14 protein-coding genes are annotated in these 18,656 nt (G+C 44.2%); 8 read left to right on the top strand and 6 right to left on the bottom strand.

Going from position 1 to position 18,656, the window contains the following annotated elements:
- Window positions 1-48: 48 nt before the first annotated feature.
- Window positions 49-648: a hypothetical protein gene (locus AAFN85_RS14405; RefSeq protein WP_347528131.1), complete on the bottom strand. Its 600-nt coding sequence runs from the start codon at window positions 646-648 to the stop codon at window positions 49-51.
- Window positions 645-1,958 (bottom strand): amidohydrolase, encoded by a 1,314-nt coding sequence (locus AAFN85_RS14410; protein WP_347528132.1) that lies wholly within the window; start codon window positions 1,956-1,958, stop codon window positions 645-647. Before AAFN85_RS14410 ends, AAFN85_RS14405 begins: the two co-directional genes overlap by 4 nt.
- 301 nt (window positions 1,959-2,259) lie before the next feature.
- Here AAFN85_RS14410 and AAFN85_RS14415 point away from each other — a divergent pair, with 301 nt between their 5' ends.
- The 3 genes from AAFN85_RS14415 (at window position 2,260) to AAFN85_RS14425 (ending at window position 5,513) form a co-directional block, all read left to right on the top strand.
- Complete coding sequence (locus tag AAFN85_RS14415) at window positions 2,260-3,366, top strand: ligase-associated DNA damage response exonuclease (RefSeq protein ID WP_347528133.1); 1,107 nt, start codon at window positions 2,260-2,262, stop codon at window positions 3,364-3,366.
- Window positions 3,363-4,979, top strand: coding sequence for an ATP-dependent DNA ligase (locus tag AAFN85_RS14420; RefSeq protein WP_347528135.1), 1,617 nt, complete (start codon window positions 3,363-3,365; stop codon window positions 4,977-4,979). The genes AAFN85_RS14415 and AAFN85_RS14420 overlap by 4 nt, the downstream gene beginning before the upstream one ends.
- Window positions 4,980-5,051: 72 nt before the next feature.
- Window positions 5,052-5,513: a MaoC family dehydratase gene (locus AAFN85_RS14425; protein ID WP_347528137.1), complete on the top strand. Its 462-nt coding sequence runs from the start codon at window positions 5,052-5,054 to the stop codon at window positions 5,511-5,513.
- 132 nt (window positions 5,514-5,645) lie between these two features.
- Here the strand turns inward: AAFN85_RS14425 and AAFN85_RS14430 are convergent, their stop codons facing one another.
- Complete coding sequence (locus tag AAFN85_RS14430; RefSeq protein WP_347528139.1) at window positions 5,646-6,596, bottom strand: acyltransferase; 951 nt, start codon at window positions 6,594-6,596, stop codon at window positions 5,646-5,648.
- A 140-nt stretch (window positions 6,597-6,736) separates the two neighbouring features.
- Here AAFN85_RS14430 and AAFN85_RS14435 point away from each other — a divergent pair, with 140 nt between their 5' ends.
- From AAFN85_RS14435 to AAFN85_RS14450, 4 genes are all read left to right on the top strand, one after another.
- On the top strand, window positions 6,737-7,735 hold the full coding sequence (locus AAFN85_RS14435; protein WP_347528141.1) for an LLM class flavin-dependent oxidoreductase: 999 nt from the start codon (window positions 6,737-6,739) through the stop codon (window positions 7,733-7,735).
- A 388-nt stretch (window positions 7,736-8,123) separates the two neighbouring features.
- Window positions 8,124-8,858, top strand: coding sequence for an acyl-CoA desaturase (locus tag AAFN85_RS14440; protein ID WP_347528143.1), 735 nt, complete (start codon window positions 8,124-8,126; stop codon window positions 8,856-8,858).
- Window positions 8,859-9,194: 336 nt separating this feature from the next.
- Window positions 9,195-9,818, top strand: a complete 624-nt coding sequence (locus AAFN85_RS14445) for a hypothetical protein (RefSeq protein WP_347528145.1) — start codon at window positions 9,195-9,197, stop codon at window positions 9,816-9,818.
- 144 nt (window positions 9,819-9,962) lie between these two features.
- Window positions 9,963-11,219, top strand: a complete 1,257-nt coding sequence (locus AAFN85_RS14450) for an aminotransferase class I/II-fold pyridoxal phosphate-dependent enzyme (protein WP_347528147.1) — start codon at window positions 9,963-9,965, stop codon at window positions 11,217-11,219.
- 121 nt (window positions 11,220-11,340) lie between these two features.
- On the opposite strand, the gene AAFN85_RS14455 is transcribed toward AAFN85_RS14450, so the two are convergent.
- The 3 genes from AAFN85_RS14455 to AAFN85_RS14465 all read right to left on the bottom strand — a co-directional run bounded on the left by AAFN85_RS14455 (window position 11,341) and on the right by AAFN85_RS14465 (window position 17,076).
- Window positions 11,341-14,235, bottom strand: a complete 2,895-nt coding sequence (locus tag AAFN85_RS14455) for a DEAD/DEAH box helicase (protein ID WP_347528149.1) — start codon at window positions 14,233-14,235, stop codon at window positions 11,341-11,343.
- A 458-nt stretch (window positions 14,236-14,693) separates the two neighbouring features.
- The gene (locus AAFN85_RS14460; RefSeq protein ID WP_347528150.1) at window positions 14,694-16,748 is read right to left on the bottom strand and encodes a M13 family metallopeptidase; all 2,055 of its coding nucleotides are present in this window, start codon (window positions 16,746-16,748) and stop codon (window positions 14,694-14,696) included.
- Between the two features lie 85 nt (window positions 16,749-16,833).
- The gene (locus AAFN85_RS14465; RefSeq protein ID WP_347528151.1) at window positions 16,834-17,076 is read right to left on the bottom strand and encodes a helix-turn-helix transcriptional regulator; all 243 of its coding nucleotides are present in this window, start codon (window positions 17,074-17,076) and stop codon (window positions 16,834-16,836) included.
- Window positions 17,077-17,478: 402 nt separating this feature from the next.
- On the opposite strand from AAFN85_RS14465, the gene AAFN85_RS14470 reads away from it, so the two are divergent.
- Entirely contained in the window at window positions 17,479-18,618 is a 1,140-nt protein-coding gene (locus tag AAFN85_RS14470; protein WP_347528153.1) for an acyl-CoA dehydrogenase, read from the top strand.
- Window positions 18,619-18,656: the final 38 nt, after the last annotated feature.

The following is an 18,656-nucleotide window of genomic DNA, read 5'->3' on the forward strand; positions in this document are numbered from 1 at the left end:
CAAATAACTTTTGATTGTTATTGTTTAGCACGAACGCTTGCACCCTTATCAATCAGGTATAAAGTACTCAACCGATAATAGCTTGCCCGTAGCTATATCAAATTCAACAAACCAGGCATCATCAGTATTGCCTTTGGCAACATTAAGCCGATATGAGGCATATTGATCCATAGATGTTCCATGCATTTGCTCGGCTGCCAACCTCGGGAACAATTTTTTAAACTCATCAAGCGTTGTTGCCGAACTTAGTTTAAGCTTATCGGTTGTCAGGAAAACGTTGGGATTCTTTTTAAAATCAGCCATCCTGAATGCCAGGCTATCGTTTTCGGTTTCAAATTCAAGCCCTTTATAATACACGTATTTAAAAGTATTGCCATTAAAAAACGAAACGCTCACATCTTCGTATTTAGGGGTAACAATACTATCCGGCTTGCCCAGTTCTTTGCCCGAGGTTTTAAAGCTGGATAGCATAGGTAAACTGCCGTTTAATTTAACTTTATGCCAATCTATGTACTCAACAGTGGTATCGGTATTGGCCGTAACCGATGTTTTATTGGTATCTGTTGTTGATTGGGGTATATTAGTTTTGTTAGTATTTTGCCCACAACCGAGGCTGAGCAGCATTGCCGCTGCAAAAAGATATTTCATTTATGATTTGTTTTTGCATCCATATAATCGATGGTTAAATTACACAAAGCTTTAACTCCCAATGTAAAACCGCTTTCGTCTATATAAAAATCGGGCGTATGGTGCGATGGTGCTTTTACCGGGTCGCCACCTTTGGGCATTCCGCCTAAAAATATGAATAAGCCCGGTACTTTTTCCTGGTAAAAGCTAAAATCTTCGGCACCGGTTACCGGGGGACGAAGTACCACATTTGCAGCACCCGCGGTACGTTGAAGGCTCGGTAACATTTGCTGGGTAAGTTCGGGATTGTTAAAAGTAACAGGGTAATGGTTGCTGTACGGTATTTTAACGGTAGCGGTAGCGCCCTGCGCCTCGGCGGTTTTGGTGGCTATTGCTGTTACCTTTTCTACCAGCGTTTTCTCGTCGGCCGCTGTAAACGCGCGGAGGGTACCAAGCATCTCCACGGTTTCGGGGATAATGTTTGAACGGTTGCCACCTTTAATGGCGCCAATAGTAACCACAGCCGGATTTTCGGTGATATTAATATTGCGGCTCACAATGGTTTGCAGGCTGTTAATGATCTGAGCTGATACCACAATAGGGTCAACGCTCGACCATGGGTAAGCCCCATGTGCCGATCGGCCTTTAACAATGATCTGCATATCATTTACCCCGGCCATAATGCCGCCCGGGCGATAAGTGATCTTCCCAACCTCGGTTTGCGAGTTAATATGTAAACCAAATATGGCATCAACCTTTGGGTTTTGTAATACACCTTGCTTTACCATTTCTTCGGCACCGCCTTTTTGGCCGGGTTCAACACCCTCTTCGGCAGGTTGAAAAATGAATTTTACCGTGCCATGCAGATAGGCTTTCATAGACGACAGTACCTGCGCCACGGCCATCAGGATAGCCATATGCGAATCGTGCCCGCAGGCATGCATCACCCCAACTTCCTGCCCGTTGTAGGTTGTTTTTACTTTAGATGCAAAGGGAACATCCACACGCTCAATAACCGGCAGGCCATCCATATCAGCACGGAGGGCAACCACTGGTCCCGGGTGACCGCCTTTCAACAGGCCTACAACACCGGTGGTGGCTACCCCGGTTTGCACCTCAATCCCTAAGGATTGCAAATGTTTGGCAATAATGCCCGATGTGCGCACCTCATGGTTGCCCAATTCCGGGTGTTCATGAAAATCGCGCCGCCAGGTAACTACCTGGCTTTGCAGGGCATCGGCCTTGGTATTTACCTGCGCGCGCAGATTGTTTTTTTGCGCTGCCGCGGATAAAGAGAGTGCAGAGAATAGTAAAATAAGGCTTGCTTTCATGGCAGTTATTTAGGAGGAGTTAATATAATAACAATACATTGAATATTTATATTTAAGGAGGGTTTGGCAAACCGCATAATTTACTCACCCGGTCGTTGCTTCGCTCGACCACCCTCTCTACGGCAAGCCGCAAAGAGGGGTAGGGAGAAAAAAATAAAAGCCCCAAAAAATCCCCTCTTTATGCGCAGCATAGAGAGGGGTGACAAGCGCAGCGAAGTCGGGGTGAGTAAACCCGCCAGACAAGCTCAGCGCAAGACAACCCGGGGGGCAAACTAATTTGCCTATCAACAGTTTATATACCATGGCCAATAAACCATTGCTTGAATTTACGGATAGGGGCATCTACTGCGCCAAAGGCAAATTTTACATCGACCCTTGGAAACCTGTTGACGATGCCGTAATTACCCACGCCCATGCCGATCATGCTTATTGGGGCCATAAGCGTTACCTGGCACATCACCTGTCGCGCGAGGTTTTGTTGTACCGCCTTGGCGAGATCAATCTGCAAACGGTAGAGTACGGCGAAACCGTGGTTAAAAATGGCGTAAGTATCTCGTTATATCCCGCCGGGCATGTGATAGGCTCGGCACAGATCAGGATAGAGTACAAAGGAGAAGTTTGGGTAGTATCCGGCGATTATAAAGTAGAAGATGACGGTATCTCCACCCCATTTGAGCCGGTTAAATGCCACCACTTTATTTCGGAATGTACTTTCGGCATGCCGGTATATCAGTGGAAACCACAGGTGCAAACGTTTAACGATATCAACAACTGGTGGCGCAGTAATCTGCACAATGGGCTGGCTACCGTACTGGTGGGTTACTCGTTGGGTAAAGCGCAGCGCATTCTCCAAAACCTCGATCTGTTTAACGGTAAGGTTTATACCCATGGTGTTATTGAAAATACCAATGAAGCCCTGCGCCGTAATGGCGTGCTACTCAATCCGACAGAAAGGATCACTGCTGAAAGTGTTAAAGAGGAAGTGCGCAAGGGTATCATTATAGCCCCGCCATCATCGGTAGGTACACCATGGATGCGTAAGTTTCAGCCTTATAGTTTTGGGTACTGTTCGGGATGGATGGCCATTCGTGGGGCCAAACGCCGCCGTGCCGCCGACAGAGGCTTTGTCCTTTCAGACCATGCCGATTGGGACGGTCTCGTGAGCGCCATTGATGCCACCGGCTGCGAAAGTGTTTATCTTACCCATGGTTATACCGCAACTTTTTCGAGGTATTTGAGTGAGATCGGCTTTGATGCCCATGAGGTGCATACTTTGTATGGAGGTGAAGAGGAGGGTGATGAAACAGGCCAACCCACGCCAAAGGAGAATGAAGAGGCAAAGGAAACGCCGAATGAGGCATTTGCCGGTGAAGATTTAAGTGAAGATGGGAGGGCAGATATTTTATGAAAGCCTTTGCCCAATTATTCCTCTCGCTTGATGAAACCAATAAAACCAACGAAAAGGTTAAGGTACTGAAGGATTATTTCAACGCTGTGCCCGATACCGATAAAATGCACATGCTGGCCCTGTTTACCGGCAGGCGGCCACGGCGGCCAATCAATTCAACATTGGTGCGCAACTGGGCTATCGAGGCATCCAACATCCCTGCATGGCTTTTTGAAGAAAGTTATCATGTTGTAGGCGATCTGGCCGAAACCATGGCCTTGCTTATGCCCCAAAGCAGCCAGAGCAGCAATAAAACCCTAACCGAATGGATTGCTGAGATCAATACATTATACGATAAAAGCGAGGAAGAGAAAAAAGAATGGTTGATGCAAAGCTGGGCCATGCTGGATACACAGGAACGTTTTGTGTTTAATAAACTGCTTACGGGTAGCTTCAGGGTTGGCGTATCGCAAAATTTAGTGATCAAGGCATTGGCTGATATTTCGGGATTGGAAGCCGCGGTGCTTACCCATCGTATTATGGGCAGCTGGTTGCCCGACACGTATCCGTTTGCGCAATTGATGGAAGAGCAGGATGAGGCTGCCAATATCTCCCGCCCATATCCTTTCTTTTTAGCATACCCGATCCAGGAGACCTCCGAGAAACAAAAAACACCCGCTGAGGTTGGTACAGCTTTAGGCGATGCCGCCGACTGGCAGGCCGAATGGAAATGGGACGGCATCCGTGCGCAAATGATAAAACGCGGCGGCGAAATTTTTATCTGGAGCAGGGGAGAAGACCTGGCTACCGAAAAATTCCCGGAACTGCATCCATTTTTAAATGCCCTGCCAGATGGTACAGTGATAGATGGAGAGATCCTCAGTTTTCAAAATGGTTTACCCATGCCTTTCAATGTGCTGCAAACCCGCATTGGCAGAAAAAACCTGAGTAAGAAAATATTGGAGGAAAGCCCGGTAGCGGTTATAGCTTACGATTGCCTGGAGTTCAACGGTGAAGATATTCGCTATAAAACACAATCAGAGCGTAGGGAAATATTGGAGCAATTACAAGCAGCAACATTATATCCCGAAATATTCCGGATCTCTGCACTGATTCAATTTAATACCTGGGAGGAATTAGGCACGATAAGGGAACAATCGCGCGAAATGATTGCCGAAGGCATTATGCTGAAACGCAAAAGTGCCACCTACCAGGTAGGCCGCCGAAGGGGTGACTGGTGGAAATGGAAGATAGACCCGCTATCGGTTGATGCTGTAATGATCTACGCCCAAAAAGGCCATGGTCGCCGGGCCGACCTTTATACCGATTACACTTTTGCCGTTTGGGATGGTGATAAACTGGTGCCGTTTGCCAAGGCCTACTCGGGGCTTACGGATGCCGAGATCAATAAGGTTGATTATTTTATTAAACGGAATACCATCGAAAAATTTGGCCCGGTACGTACGGTAAAGCCCGAATTGGTTTTTGAAATAGGTTTTGAAGGCATCAATAAATCAACCCGGCACAAATCGGGCATTGCCTTGCGTTTCCCGAGGATATTGCGCTGGCGGCATGATAAACCTAAGGAAGAGGCCGACACCCTCGAGAGCCTAAAAGCTTTATTAGGTGAATGATACCGATTAAATTGATACCTTTGCGCCTTCAAAATTCAAGGCCGCATAATCCGGCCGGTTATTAAAGTAGATATGATAGTTATTAAAAGTTTCCAGGAGTTTGAACAACACATAGGTGAGGAATTAGGCACTTCATCATGGCACACCATCAACCAGGAGCAGATCAACAAATTTGCTGATGCCACTTTAGATCATCAATGGATCCATACTGATGAAGAAAGGGTTAAAACCGAAAGCCCGTTCAAAGCTACCATTGCGCATGGCTACCTTACGTTGTCGCTCATCCCATACCTATGGAAAGAGATCGTAAAGATCGAAAACCTTAAAATGGAAATTAACTACGGTATCGAAAACCTGCGTTTTGCACAACCAGCATTGGTTAACAGCGAAGTACGTTTGAAAGTAAAACTTGCCGGATTGTTAAACCTGCGCGGAGTGATCAAAGCTACCATGGCTATCGAAATGGAAATAAAAGATCAGCGCAAACCTGCCTTTAGCGGCGAGGTGGTGTTTTTATATCACTTTATAGATTAAGAATTAACATTTAACGTCGTGCCGTCCGCTGGTTAGCGGATCGGCATCCCATAGGACAGGTAGCCCATTTGCTTAGCAAGATTGCTTAGCAGATGGGATGCTGAAACAAGTTCAGCACGACAATATTGGTTGTTAATCACGCTTATATCTTATCCTTTTCGATAACCTCAAACAAGGCAACTCAACCAACCTGTAAAATACCCAGGCAAACAATACACTCGCCACAATACCCGTTAAAAACTCCAGCGCTTTAAAAGGGATTGTTTTTGGAAGTATAGAGCCAAGATACACAACCACATCGCCTCCAATAACATCGTGGGTAAGATATAACGAGAACGAGATCTTCGAGAAAAAAGAAACAACCGGGTAAGTCCGTAAAGGCATGATCAATAAGGAAAGCGCGAATAGTCCTGTTAAAACAGGTATCCATCCCATGGTGTAAACCCCTATCGCCGCTATCAAGGCGCTAAATATTAATATTTCCGGTAGTTGTTTAACTCCTGTTAAATATAAATAGTAAAGGGTCCCTAACGCGAACAAGGGAAAAAAGCCCAATAACGTTGCACCCGGAATGTTTACAAAGATCGGTACGGCGGAAAATACCGGTAAAAACAAGATGCCCCACCTCCTTGTGATCAACGGAAAGAAAATACCGATAAAAATATAAAACTGAAACTCGATCCCTAAAGTCCAATACACCGGACTGAGATACGGTTTGCCGGTAAAATTATTGATGTAAGCGAGGTGGGTAAGCACATTTTGCCAGTCAATTTGGTACCCATCGTTCCAGATATACTGGCTAATTAAAGCCACCACAATCGAAATCAAATACGGCGGCTCTATCCGTAAAATTCGCTTTCCGGTAAATTTGCCAAACATGTTCCATGTGTAATTTCGAGGGATGGCCCAGCAAATTATAAATCCCGATAGCAGGAAAAACATTTGTACCCCCAGCCAGCCATATTTTAACACCAGCAATGCCTTTCCACCTAAATGAAATAAAGCCACCGCCATTGATGCTATCGCCCGGATATAATCTACCTGTACAATATGGGGTTTGATGTGGGTACTTGTATTCGCCATGCTATTTGTGGGGAAACGAAGATATTAAAAACACACCGTTTTTAACCGGGCATGGTATAATAGTAATCATAATGCCATAAAACCTTTGGCGCAAATGCGGCCTGCAACCCTATCCTTACATTTGTGTTGATACTGAATATATGAGCACAAATAAAATAAAACTGAGCGTGCTTGACCAATCGCCGATACGTAAAGGCGCTACTGCCGCTCAGGCCATACAGGAAACCATACAACTGGCAAAACTTACCGATACGCTGGGCTATACCCGTTTTTGGGTTTCAGAACATCATAACATGGGCATTATTGCGGGCTCAACGCCCGAAGTGCTGCTTGCACACCTTGCAGGTGAAACTAAAAACATGCGCATGGGGGCGGGCGGCATCATGATGCCTAACCACAGCACGCTTAAGGTAGCCGAAAACTTCAGGATGCTGGAAGCATTGTTTCCGGGCAGAATTGACCTGGGTATGGGACGCGCGCCGGGTACTGATAGGATCACAGCATCGATGTTAAACCCCTCAAACCAATTCAGGGAGCAGGATTTTGTTGAGCAACTGGCCGATCTGCAAAGTTATTTTCACGATGATTACGAGGGCCGCATCCGCGCGATCCCGCAGGTGCAAACCGTACCTGATATGTGGCTGCTCAGCTCGAGTGGGCAAAGTGGCTTGTTTGCCGCGCACTTTGGTATGGGTTTTTCATTCGCGCATTTTATTAACCCCAACGGCGGCCCCGAAAGCGTTAAAATGTACCGCGACAGGTTTCAGCCCTCGGATGATCTGGAACAACCGCAAGCTAACGTTGCGATATTTGTTTTCTGTTCGGAAGACCCCGAAAAAGTTCGCCAGCACGAAGCGGTAATGAACCATCGCTTTTTGCAGTTTGAAAAAGGTGGCGCTATAGTTCCTTTAAGTTACGATGATGTAAAAGATGTTCAATACACCCCTGCCGAAGAAGAACGCATCCGCGCCAATCGTTACCGGGTAATAGCAGGCTCGCCAACTGAGTTGAAACTTAAACTCACCTGGTTGGCGAATGATTATGGGGTAGATGAGATCATGCTGGTTACCATTACCGAAAGTTTTGAAGATAGGCTGGAATCGTACAGGTTGCTGGCTAAGCAGTTTGAATTGATATAATTCTATAGCTTATGGTCGGTGTTTTCACCATAAGTGTTCGGAAGAAATAAGAAAGAGCGGGGGAAAGTGCGATTCCCTCCCCTGGGAGGGTGTAGGGAGGGGTTTCTTTACCATACTTACTCGTTAAGCAGGGCGTAAAAACCCCTCCCTGCCACTACACAATCCATCACACCCCTCCCCAAGGAGGGAATGGAAAAATCTTCCAAATACCGACCACAAGCTGCTATAGTAATATTTACTGTTAAACAACTTTATTTAAAAAATGCCGTTTTAATACCTGAAGCGGCATTTTTCATTGCTACCACATCAATGTTGAGATATTAAAACTATATCCGGCTATTAATCGTACCTTTGGAAACATTATAAATAAGCTTCTGCTAATAATTCAATGGTTATCATTATATTTTTCATAGCGCACTGGTTTCTGTCGCTATTTTTCCAAACGTTCTTCTTACACAGGTATGCATCTCATAAAATGTTTACTACCAATAAGTTTAATGAAGGTGTATTTTACCTGCTTACCTACATTTGCCAGGGTTCGTCATTTTTAAACCCAAGGGCTTATGCCATTATGCACCGCGAGCACCATGCTTACAGTGATACTGAAAAGGATCCACATTCGCCGCATTTTTTTAAGGATGTTTTCCAGATGATGGTTTACACGGCTAAAAGCTACAGGTTGCATGTAAAAAGACTTAAGGAGCCAGAAGAACGTTTTAAAGGCAATATCCCTGAATGGCGTTTTGTTGATTTTATTGGCTCGTCGGTAGTATCGCGTGTTTCGTTTGGCATATTGTATATTTTATTTTATGTAGAATTTGCAACTGCCTGGTGGATGTACCTGTTGATCCCTATCCACTTTTTAATGGGGCCAATCCACGGCGCTATTGTTAACTGGTGCGGCCATAAATATGGTTACCAGAATTTTGATAACGGCGACAAATCAAAAAATACAACTCCATTCGATTTTTTAATGCTTGGCGAATTGTTCCAGAACAATCACCACAAGCATCCTAATAAACCAAACTTCGGTGCTAAATGGTACGAGATAGATCCGGTTTATCCCGTGATGAAAGTGATGCACTGGATGCGGATCATTAAGCTGAGAAAAGCATATCTCTAATCGTTGTACAATCACGGTTGAAGAAAAAGGTCAAAAACGAAAAGTTTTTGACCTTTTTCTATTTAGGCGAAAACTGATTTTTTTTTATTCTTTTTCTTCAAACTTATCCCTGAAAGCTTAAACAATATTAGTTTAATCTATGGTGAAATCACCGTTCGTTGTAGGTAATTATACGCGTTTCAATAACAGTGATGGCACGCACGCTATCACGTAGATAACCTGCATTACTTTCCCGGCGGCTTTTGAATTTTTGCAATGAGGGTATCGGCATGGATAATTACCGGTGTAGTTAACATGTTTATTACCTCACTCATTAACAAACAAAATTATTTCACTATGAAAAAGATCAACTATTTATTATTGTTATTAACAGCTGGTACACTACTTATAAGCTCATGCGGTAAAGATGGTGCCGTTGGCCCCGCCGGAGCCAACGGGGCACAAGGCACCACCGGAGCTCCGGGCGCTGCAGGTGCTACCGGAGCTACCGGGGCAGTAGGCGCTACCGGACCGAAAGGTGCTACAGGCACAGCAAACGTTATATATTCTGATTGGGTTACTCCCCCAACTTATACTAAAACAGTAGTATTTGGCCTTAATACGTTAACCTACAATATTGCAGAACCTAAAATAACTCAAGCTATCATTGATCAGGGTGTGGTTGTGGTGTATGCCAAATTAAACGGTTATGTTCCAAGCATATGGCCAACAGACCAGGTGAGTGCACTGCCAATCCTTATCAATTATTTGTCGGGCACTACACCTGAGGTTGATACATGGTCCAGCCTGTATTCGCTTGGTAACGTGCAGATCAGCTTTAAAAACAATAATAACTTATATGGCAGCCTTGCAACTACTCATAGCTTCCGCTATGTAATTATTCCGGGAGGGGTGAAACTTAGCTCACTTCACTTAGATAATTATGAGCAGTTGAAAGCGCAGCTACATATCCGAAACTAATACCTATTCCTAAGCACAACTACAAAATGCCAGAGATGAAACTTTCCGGCATTTTTTATTTCCTCGCTATAAGTATCCGATGGCTTAAATCCTTTATCCTTTCACCTTTTCCCGTATCTTTGCCGCTCATAAATACATAAACCCATGAGTGTTTCTTTATTAGCTCAAAATTTGCACGGCTCGGAGATCATCAAGATCGCGGGCGAGATCAACGAATTAAAACGCCAGGGCCAGAATATCGCTAACCTAACCATTGGCGATTTCGACTCAAACATTTATCCTATCCCAACCCCTTTAAAGGATAAGATCATTGATGCTTATAACCATAACCAAACCAATTATCCGGCTGCCGATGGTATGCTTGATCTGCGCCAAAGCGTAAGCGGTTTCCTGAAAAGAAGCTTAGGTTTGGAATATGCACCTAACCAGATCCTGATCTCGGGCGGTTCACGTCCGCTCATCTATTCTATATTTTTAGCGGTTGTAAACCCGGGCGAAAAAGTGGTTTTCCCTGCACCATCATGGAACAATAACCACTACAGCGATTTGTTGAACGCCGAACCGGTTATTATCCCAACCACTCCCGAAAACAACTTTATGCCTACGGCCGATGATATCCGTCCGCATTTAAAGGGAGCTGCTTTGCTGGCCTTGTGTTCGCCATTGAACCCGACAGGTACGATGTTCAGCAAAAAAGACCTCGAAGAAATTTGCGACCTGGTTATTGCCGAAAACAAAAGCCGCGCAGCAGGCGAAAAACCCTTGTACTTACTATATGATCAGATCTACTCGCAGTTAACTTTCGGCGAGCATAAACACTACGATCCGGTAACCCTTCGCCCTGAATTGAAGGATTACACCATTTTTGTTGATGGCGGTTCGAAATGTTTTGCTGCTACCGGTGTACGTGTAGGCTGGGGTTTTGGTCCGGAGTTGGTGATCGAAAACATGAAAGCCATTGTTGGCCACATGGGGGCCTGGTCGCCTAAACCCGAGCAAATGGCTATGGCTAAGTTTTTAACCGACGAGGGTGATGTAACTGCTTATCTGGATGATTTGAAAGAGAAGATCCAGGCCAGCCTTACAGCCCTGCACGAAGGTTTCCAGGAAATGAAAACCAGCGGCCTGAATTTAGATTCGATTGAGCCGATGGGAGCGATCTATTTAACCCTAAAAATTGATTACAGCGGTAAAACCACACCTGACGGTAAAGTGCTGAAAGATTCGGCAGATATTAATTTTTACCTGATTAAAGAAGCAGGTGCTGCTTTTGTACCGTTCTCGGCCTTTGGTACCGGCGATGATGTGAACTGGTTCAGGGCATCGGTAGGTGCTACACCGTTAGAGGAGATCAAGGCTTTGATACCGAGGGTGAAAGCGGCTTTGAGTAAGCTGAAGTAACCCCTCTAAATCTCCCCTAAAGGGGAGACTTTCAAAAAGTAAAATAAGAAACGGCGATGAGTGCAACTCATCGCCGTTTCTTTTAAGCCCTCTCCCTTTAGGGGAGGGTTGGGGTGGGGCTTTACCCCAATATCTCCTTAATATCATCCGCAGTAAGCGATTTAATAAAGCTCTCCTCGGTAGTGATCAAGGCTCGGGATAAGCTCAGCTTCCGTTGCTGCAACGCCAGGATCTTCTCTTCAACCGAATCTTTGGTGATGAATTTATAGATAAATACATTTTTGGTTTGGCCAATGCGGTGCGTACGGTCGATGGCTTGTTGTTCAACGGCTGGGTTCCACCATGGGTCGAGGATAAACACGTAATCGGCTTCGGTAAGGTTGAGGCCTACACCACCTGCCTTTATCGATATCAGGAATACACGGGTTTTCTCATCCTCCTGAAAACGTTTCACCACATCACCACGGTTTTGGGTAGCGCCATCCAGGTAAACATAGGGGATTCCCTCACGGTCAAAATGCTCGCGGTAAATGGTAAGCTGTTTAACAAACTGCGAAAATATCAGCACTTTGTGGCCACCATCAAGCACGTTGCCCAACGTATGTACTACGTCTTCAAACTTACCGCTGTCGCCTTCATAATCACCATCTATCATTACGGGGTGATTGGCTATCTGGCGTAATTTGATCAAGCCCTGCAACACCTGGATCTGCGTTTTGGCAAAAGTGCCATCTTCCAGGCTTTTCAGCAGCTCGTTACGGTATTCCGATTTTACTTTTTCATATACCGACGACTGCTCTTCCGTCATCTGGCAGTAGAAAAGGTTTTCTGTTTTTGGCGGCAGTTCGGTAGCTACCTGCTCCTTGGTACGGCGCAGTACAAACGGTTTTATCAACGCTTGAAGTTTGCGGGCTTTGTCTTCGTCCTTCTTCTTCTCTATAGGCGTTACAAACTCGTTCTGAAAAAACTGTTGCGAACCTAATAAGCCCGGATTAATGAAACTCATCTGTGTCCACAGGTCATTCACAGAGTTCTCTACCGGGGTGCCGCTCAATATCAGTTTAAAGCGCGATTTAAGCTGCTTTACCGCTTGATAGGATTTTGATGATGGATTTTTGATGTTCTGGCTCTCATCCAGGATCACATAATCAAAAAAGAAATCCTTGAACATTTCAATATCGATCCTGCTGATGCCGTAGGTAGTGATCACTACATCATAATTGGCAAATACCTCAGCACTGCGGTAACGCATGGTGCCGGTATGCACCATCAGCCTTAATTGCGGCGCAAATTTGCGGGCCTCGTTAAGCCAGTTATAAATCAGCGAGGTTGGCATAATTACCAATGAAGTAGCCTTGCCGCCTGCGCTTTCGGTATCTTCTTTATGTTTTTGGATAAGGGATAGGGTTTGCACCGTTTTACCCAAACCCATATCATCGGCCAGGCAGCCGCCAAAATGATATTGCTTTAAAAAGTGGAACCAGTTGTACCCCGCTTTTTGGTAAGGCCTTAAGCTGCCTGCAAAGTTGGCCGGCATATTGGTATCCTCCAGCTCATCAAAATTGGTAAGTTTTTGCAGTTTACGAGTCATGGTAACGCTGGCCATTTCGCCCTCTGCAAGGTCTGTAACCAGCCCTATATGGTGGCGGCGAAGTTTCAGATCGTTACCCCCCTCGGTAAAGTGTAACAGGTTGCCGTATTGTGAAAACCATTTTTCAGGGATCACCGCTATTTCGCCCGATGGCAGGATGAACTCCTTTTTATGGTTGAGGATATGATTTTTTAGCTGGATGAAAGGAATGCGATACGGGCCAAAAGTTACCATGGCATTGATATCAAACCAATCGTTATTTTCGCTTACTTCCAGTTCAATTTTACTGCTTCCAAATACGTAGCGTTTTTGGCCTTCGGGCTGTTCCAGTTCAAAGCCTTGTTCAATCAGCTGGTCGTGGTGTTGATTAAGCCATTCGAATACAGAGAACGAGCGGTCATCATCTTCACTATGCCCGGCAACTTCCAGGTTTTGAAATAACGATGATGTGATCTGCAGGCCCAACTGTTCCAGCTGCTGCATTTTGCCCTTCTCCCAGGTAATGGAACGCTTAATGCGGTGAAACAGGTAATCATCGCCTGTTTTTTCCATCCTTACCGAAATATGCCTGCCATCGCCATAAGGGAAAATATAGCCTGCATATTTAAAAGAAAGCTGCAACTGCGATGTGCCGCCCTCAATATAAATAGGTTTAAGCACCGGGCGGGCATCATACTTTTCGGTATTGATGGTAAAACCTTCGGCGTAAACATTATGCTTTTCTATCAATGGGGCAACAAACTTTTCAAAGTACGATTGCTCTGATGATTTTGGGATAGCAATAAAGCGTTTATTTAAAAACGGCTGTAGTTTTTTACCCTCTATTTCCTTTTCAAAATAATACAAGGTATCGTCAAGCAGCATCCAGGCCGGGTGGTTACAAATGATCTCGGCATTTTTAAACATAAACTCAATGCGCATGCCCTGGTATTTTATGGTAGGAAAATACCTGATCTCTTCCTCATTACGCCTGAAATGGAACAGTACCGAAGCCGCTTCGGTAGCCAGCTGCAATTTGCGTTCGGCAGGGTAGCCCTCCTTGCTCATTTGGTAAACCTGCTTGTTGCAAAGCAACCCCAAGGCTTCAGCAATACGCTTTTCAAGCTTGGGGCGGATCATATCAAACATCTGCTCGTTAAAGATCTTCGAGAAAAATTCGAACGGGCGGATAGGTTTTTTATAGTACCTTTTTATCACGTTACCCTGCTCCATCTCTTCCAAAAGCTTAACGAGCTTGATATCGGTATCATCCAAATACTCACAAAACTCTTTGGCTGTGTTTGAGAAAAGGCGCTGGTGTGTTAACGAAAATTCGCCATTGGGGTTAAGTTGAACTATATGAGGTTCAATAACATACGACAGGTAGTCATGCTTGGCAATAGCATAAATAATTTGGCATGGCTTGGAACTGTCTACGCGTAACATGTGCTTCGAGGTAAAAAATTATTTGAAGCTACATCAAGAAAAAATTCAAACGTAAACAGAATTTACCTCAATTGAAAATGTTTTATATTAAAAAAATGTTAACAAGGTGAAATTGACATGTTTTTGATAACATGGATGGTGTTTTTGTTGTTTGGATTACACCGATTGAGGATTGATTACACCGATTTTGACCGTTGACAGTTTGATTACGTTGATTTTTTCTGAACCGGGATTGGGGGGATTTATGGAATGGGCAGGATTATATGCGATGATATGGGCGTTGCCTGCGGCCGGGCTTTCCGCTCATACGCCTACAGGCCTTAGCCACAAGGCCGGTATCCGCTGCAATCCCTAACGCAAAATTCATCTGAATTCAGAATTTACAGAATTTCAGGATTTTCAGAATTCTTTTTATTCTGTTAATTTTCAAATTCTGTAAATTCTGATTCAGACGGCATTTACCAGATCTTCACCCGCTTTTCCGGATCTATCCACATCTTATCACCTTTTTTAATATGGAATGCCTCATAAAATTCCGGCACATCACTAAAGGGGGCATTAACCCGCAAAAATGCAGGCGAGTGTTCGTTAGTAAGGATCTGGCTCAGCAGGGCCTCTTTCCTGTCTTGTGTTAGCCAGCCTAAGGAATAACCTAAAAAATAACGTTGTAATGGCGTTAAACCGTTAATGATTTTACCGTCTTTATACTGCTGTGTTTTTTTAAAAGCATCTAACCCTATCACTATGCCGCCCAGATCGGCAATGTTTTCGCCCTGAGTTGCTTTGCCATTAACGTGCGAACCGTAAACATTATAACCATTAAACTGATCGATAAGCATTTGCGCGCGTTTGCCAAATTTCACAGAATCTTGCGGTTTCCACCATGCTTTTAAGTTGCCTTCGGCATCAAACTGGCGGCCTTGATCATCAAAACCATGTGTCATTTCGTGACCGATGGTTGATGCCGCGGCGTAGCCGTAGATAATGGCATCGTCAATATTTTCATCTTTAAAGCCTGGTATCGAGAAAATTCCCGCAGGTAGTACGATCTCATTATTTGATGGATCGTAATAGGCGTTATAGGTTTGCGGTGTCATACCCCACTCGGTATGGTCAACCGGTTTGCCCAGTTTTGCGGCGTTAAAATTATGCCACCATATGTTACCACGTAAAACGTTAAGCGCGTAAGGGCCTCGGTTTATCTCAAGTGTTGAGAAATCCTTCCATTTATCTGGGTAACCAACTTTTGGGGTAACCTTAGATAATTTGTAATATGCCTTCTCCTTTGTTTCCGGACTCATCCAATCCAGTTTTTCAATGTGCTCTTTAAAAGTAGCGCGCATCTCTTCAACCAGCTTTACGTAACGCTCTTTTGTTTTTTCGGGGAAGTATTCTTTTACAAAGATCTGCCCTAAAACCTCACCCATCAATCCGTTTTCGGTATCCAGTACACGTTTCCAACGCGGAAGCTGCGCGGTACTGCCTGATAGTACTTTATCATAAAAACGGAAGTTCTCTTCATCAAAAGGTTTGCTTAGGTATTCGCTAAAAGCTGTTACCAGATTTTTGCGCAGGTAATTTTTCCAGTCGTTTATCGAATAGGTCTGCAACGCCTTGTTCAAGGCCCGGTAATATTCTGGCTGACCAACAATTACTGTATCCACATTTTTATAATCCATCTGCTCGAAAGTGGATTTCCAATCAATAGCGGGTACCAGCTTGCTCAGGCCGGCAAGTGGCATTTTGTTATAATTATGATACGGATCGCGCAGATCTTCCAGTTTACGGCTGCTATCGGCAAAAAAAGTTTCGAGCGCGTAGGTTTTTTTGGTGGCGGCATCGGCTTTGTCTGCTGTTAAACCAGCCAGTTTATATACCGTTGGAAGGTGTTTGTTTTGATAATCAGTACGGATGGTTACGCTATGCCCGTCTTTATTAAAATAATAGTCGCGGTTAGGCAGACCGATACCCGATTGATAAAGGTTCATGACCATTTTGGAGCTGTTTTTTGCATCCTGGCCAACATAAGCGCCAATAGGCTGGCCTACACCGATGCGCGCCAGGTGCGCAAATTCTTCAACGAGGGTTTTAACATCGGTTATATGATCAATTTTATCCAATTCATCTTTTAACGGTGCGATACCTTGTTTTTCAATTTCAACAGTATCCATTCCGCTGAAATAAAAATCGCCGATTTTTTGAGTATTGCTGCCTTTGGTGGCATTGGCTTTAAGGGCGTCTTCATTGATCTTTTTCATCCTGTCGCGCAACTCTTCCTGCACTACATTGCCAATACCCCATGATGAATATGCGGCCGGGATAGGATTTTTACTGAGCCATGCGCCGTTTGCATATTTAAAAAAATCATCGCCGGGTTTTACGGTAGTGTCCATATTATGGATCACCGGATCATTGGCTTCGTAAAGTTTTGTTTTGTCTTCCTGTTGGCAGGCCGTGAGTAGTAAGGTAACCGCGGCGGCGGTTACGGATAAAGAAGATATTTTTTTGTTCATTTTTTAGGAGTGTGTATGAATTTAAATACAACCACTGTATGGTAAAATAGATTTTAGGACAGTCAATTTTTCGAAATATGATAATTTATGATATTCCCTGGAAAAAACCTGTTAAAGAAACATCAAAATAATAACAAATTTTTCGCAGCGTTTCCAGCCTGATATCGATAATACCCGATTCGAGCCGGGCTATATTTATACGTGTTTCGGCAAAAAACTTTTCCTGTGTAACCCTATTTTGCTTACGCAGGTTTTTTATCCGGAGGGCAACTTTACGCTTAAAAGCGTTATCTGTTTCATCAAGAAACTCAAAATCAGTTAGTAACATAACGGCTTTTGTTTGTTTTAAATAATATTTTACAAGCTGATATAAATGTAAAATAACGCTTTGATATTTTATGTGCAGATATTATTGTTTTATAAAAATGAACATTTAACGTTTAAACATGAAATATTAATTGCACAATTTTATAATTATGGCAACAGATTTGTATAAGAGTAAACGCCCTGTATCATCTGTGAAAAAAGAAATTTAGTAACATCTACCTGTGAAAAATTAAATTGAATTCTCAGACGCCCAAGTTGAGATTTTTTGTTCTTTGTTTTGGGTTTAATCAATAGTTTAAATTAATTAGGGGAAAGGGAGCTTCGCAAAAGGCTCTCTTTTTTTGTTTCTACTTTTTTACTATGCATGCATAGTAATTTGTATATTTAGGTTAAAATTATACCAATGTATTTTGAACTGACCGACGAGCAAAAAATTATACGCCAGGCAGCGCGAGATTTTGCCCAAACCGAATTAAAACCCGGCGTTATTGAACGCGACGAACTTCAAAAATTCCCGGCCGAGCAAATTAAAAAGCTTGGCGAACTTGGCTTTTTAGGCATGATGGTATCGCCCCAATATGGCGGTGCAGGCCTGGATGCCATATCATACGTGCTGGTGATGGAGGAGCTTTCAAAAATTGATGCGTCTACGTCGGTGGTGGTATCGGTAAATAACTCATTGGTGTGTTACGGGCTGGAAAAATACGGCTGCGAAGAGCAGAAGCAGAAATATCTTGTACCATTAGCCAGCGGTCAGCAGATTGGCGCTTTTTGCCTTTCGGAGCCAGAAGCAGGATCAGATGCTACCTCGCAACGCACCACGGCTATCGATATGGGCGATCATTACCTGCTTAACGGTACTAAGAACTGGATCACCAACGGCAGCACAGCATCTACCTATATAGTAATGGCCCAAACCGATGCCGAAAAGAAACACCATGGTATCAACGCTTTTATTGTAGAGAAGGGAATGCCCGGTTTTACAGTTGGTGCTAAAGAAAATAAAATGGGTGTACGCGGTTCGGATACCCACTCGCTGATGTTTACCGATGTTAAAGTGCCTAAAGAAAACCGCATTGGCGAAGATGGTTTCGGGTTTAAGTTTGCCATGAGTTTGCTGGAAGGCGGGCGTATAGGTATAGCTTCGCAGGCTTTGGGGATAGCTTCGGGTGCTTATGAGCTTTCGGTTCAATATGCTAAAGAAAGGAAAACCTTCGGCAAATCGCTGGCCGATCACCAGGCTATTCAATTTAAATTGGCCGATATGGCTACCGAAATTGAGGCTGCCCGGTTAATGTGCCTCAAAGCGGCCTGGCTTAAAGATCGTGGCAAGCCCTATGCGCAGGCTTCATCAATGGCCAAACTTTATGCTTCGGAAGTGGCCATGCGCACCACTACCGAGGCCGTGCAGATACACGGAGGCTACGGCTATGTGAAGGAATATCACGTTGAACGCCTGATGCGCGATGCCAAAATAACCCAGATTTACGAGGGGACATCTGAAATTCAAAGAATTGTCATTTCGCGCGGGGTGTTGAAATAACGGTGTTGTTTTTATACCTTTGAAAGTATATAGAATTA

This window comes from Mucilaginibacter sp. CAU 1740 (assembly GCF_039839285.1).
Lineage (GTDB): Bacteria > Bacteroidota > Bacteroidia > Sphingobacteriales > Sphingobacteriaceae > Mucilaginibacter.

Bases quoted from the DNA above. Each gene is read 5' to 3' on its own strand.
- AAFN85_RS14405 (WP_347528131.1), bottom strand. From the start codon at position 648: ATGAAATATCTTTTTGCAGCGGCAATGCTGCTCAGCCTCGGTTGTGGG.
- AAFN85_RS14410 (WP_347528132.1), bottom strand. From the start codon at position 1,958: ATGAAAGCAAGCCTTATTTTACTATTCTCTGCACTCTCTTTATCCGCG.
- AAFN85_RS14415 (WP_347528133.1), top strand. From the start codon at position 2,260: ATGGCCAATAAACCATTGCTTGAATTTACGGATAGGGGCATCTACTGC.
- AAFN85_RS14420 (WP_347528135.1), top strand. From the start codon at position 3,363: ATGAAAGCCTTTGCCCAATTATTCCTCTCGCTTGATGAAACCAATAAA.
- AAFN85_RS14425 (WP_347528137.1), top strand. From the start codon at position 5,052: ATGATAGTTATTAAAAGTTTCCAGGAGTTTGAACAACACATAGGTGAG.
- AAFN85_RS14430 (WP_347528139.1), bottom strand. From the start codon at position 6,596: ATGGCGAATACAAGTACCCACATCAAACCCCATATTGTACAGGTAGAT.
- AAFN85_RS14435 (WP_347528141.1), top strand. From the start codon at position 6,737: ATGAGCACAAATAAAATAAAACTGAGCGTGCTTGACCAATCGCCGATA.
- AAFN85_RS14440 (WP_347528143.1), top strand. From the start codon at position 8,124: ATGGTTATCATTATATTTTTCATAGCGCACTGGTTTCTGTCGCTATTT.
- AAFN85_RS14445 (WP_347528145.1), top strand. From the start codon at position 9,195: ATGAAAAAGATCAACTATTTATTATTGTTATTAACAGCTGGTACACTA.
- AAFN85_RS14450 (WP_347528147.1), top strand. From the start codon at position 9,963: ATGAGTGTTTCTTTATTAGCTCAAAATTTGCACGGCTCGGAGATCATC.
- AAFN85_RS14455 (WP_347528149.1), bottom strand. From the start codon at position 14,235: ATGTTACGCGTAGACAGTTCCAAGCCATGCCAAATTATTTATGCTATT.
- AAFN85_RS14460 (WP_347528150.1), bottom strand. From the start codon at position 16,748: ATGAACAAAAAAATATCTTCTTTATCCGTAACCGCCGCCGCGGTTACC.
- AAFN85_RS14465 (WP_347528151.1), bottom strand. From the start codon at position 17,076: ATGTTACTAACTGATTTTGAGTTTCTTGATGAAACAGATAACGCTTTT.
- AAFN85_RS14470 (WP_347528153.1), top strand. From the start codon at position 17,479: ATGTATTTTGAACTGACCGACGAGCAAAAAATTATACGCCAGGCAGCG.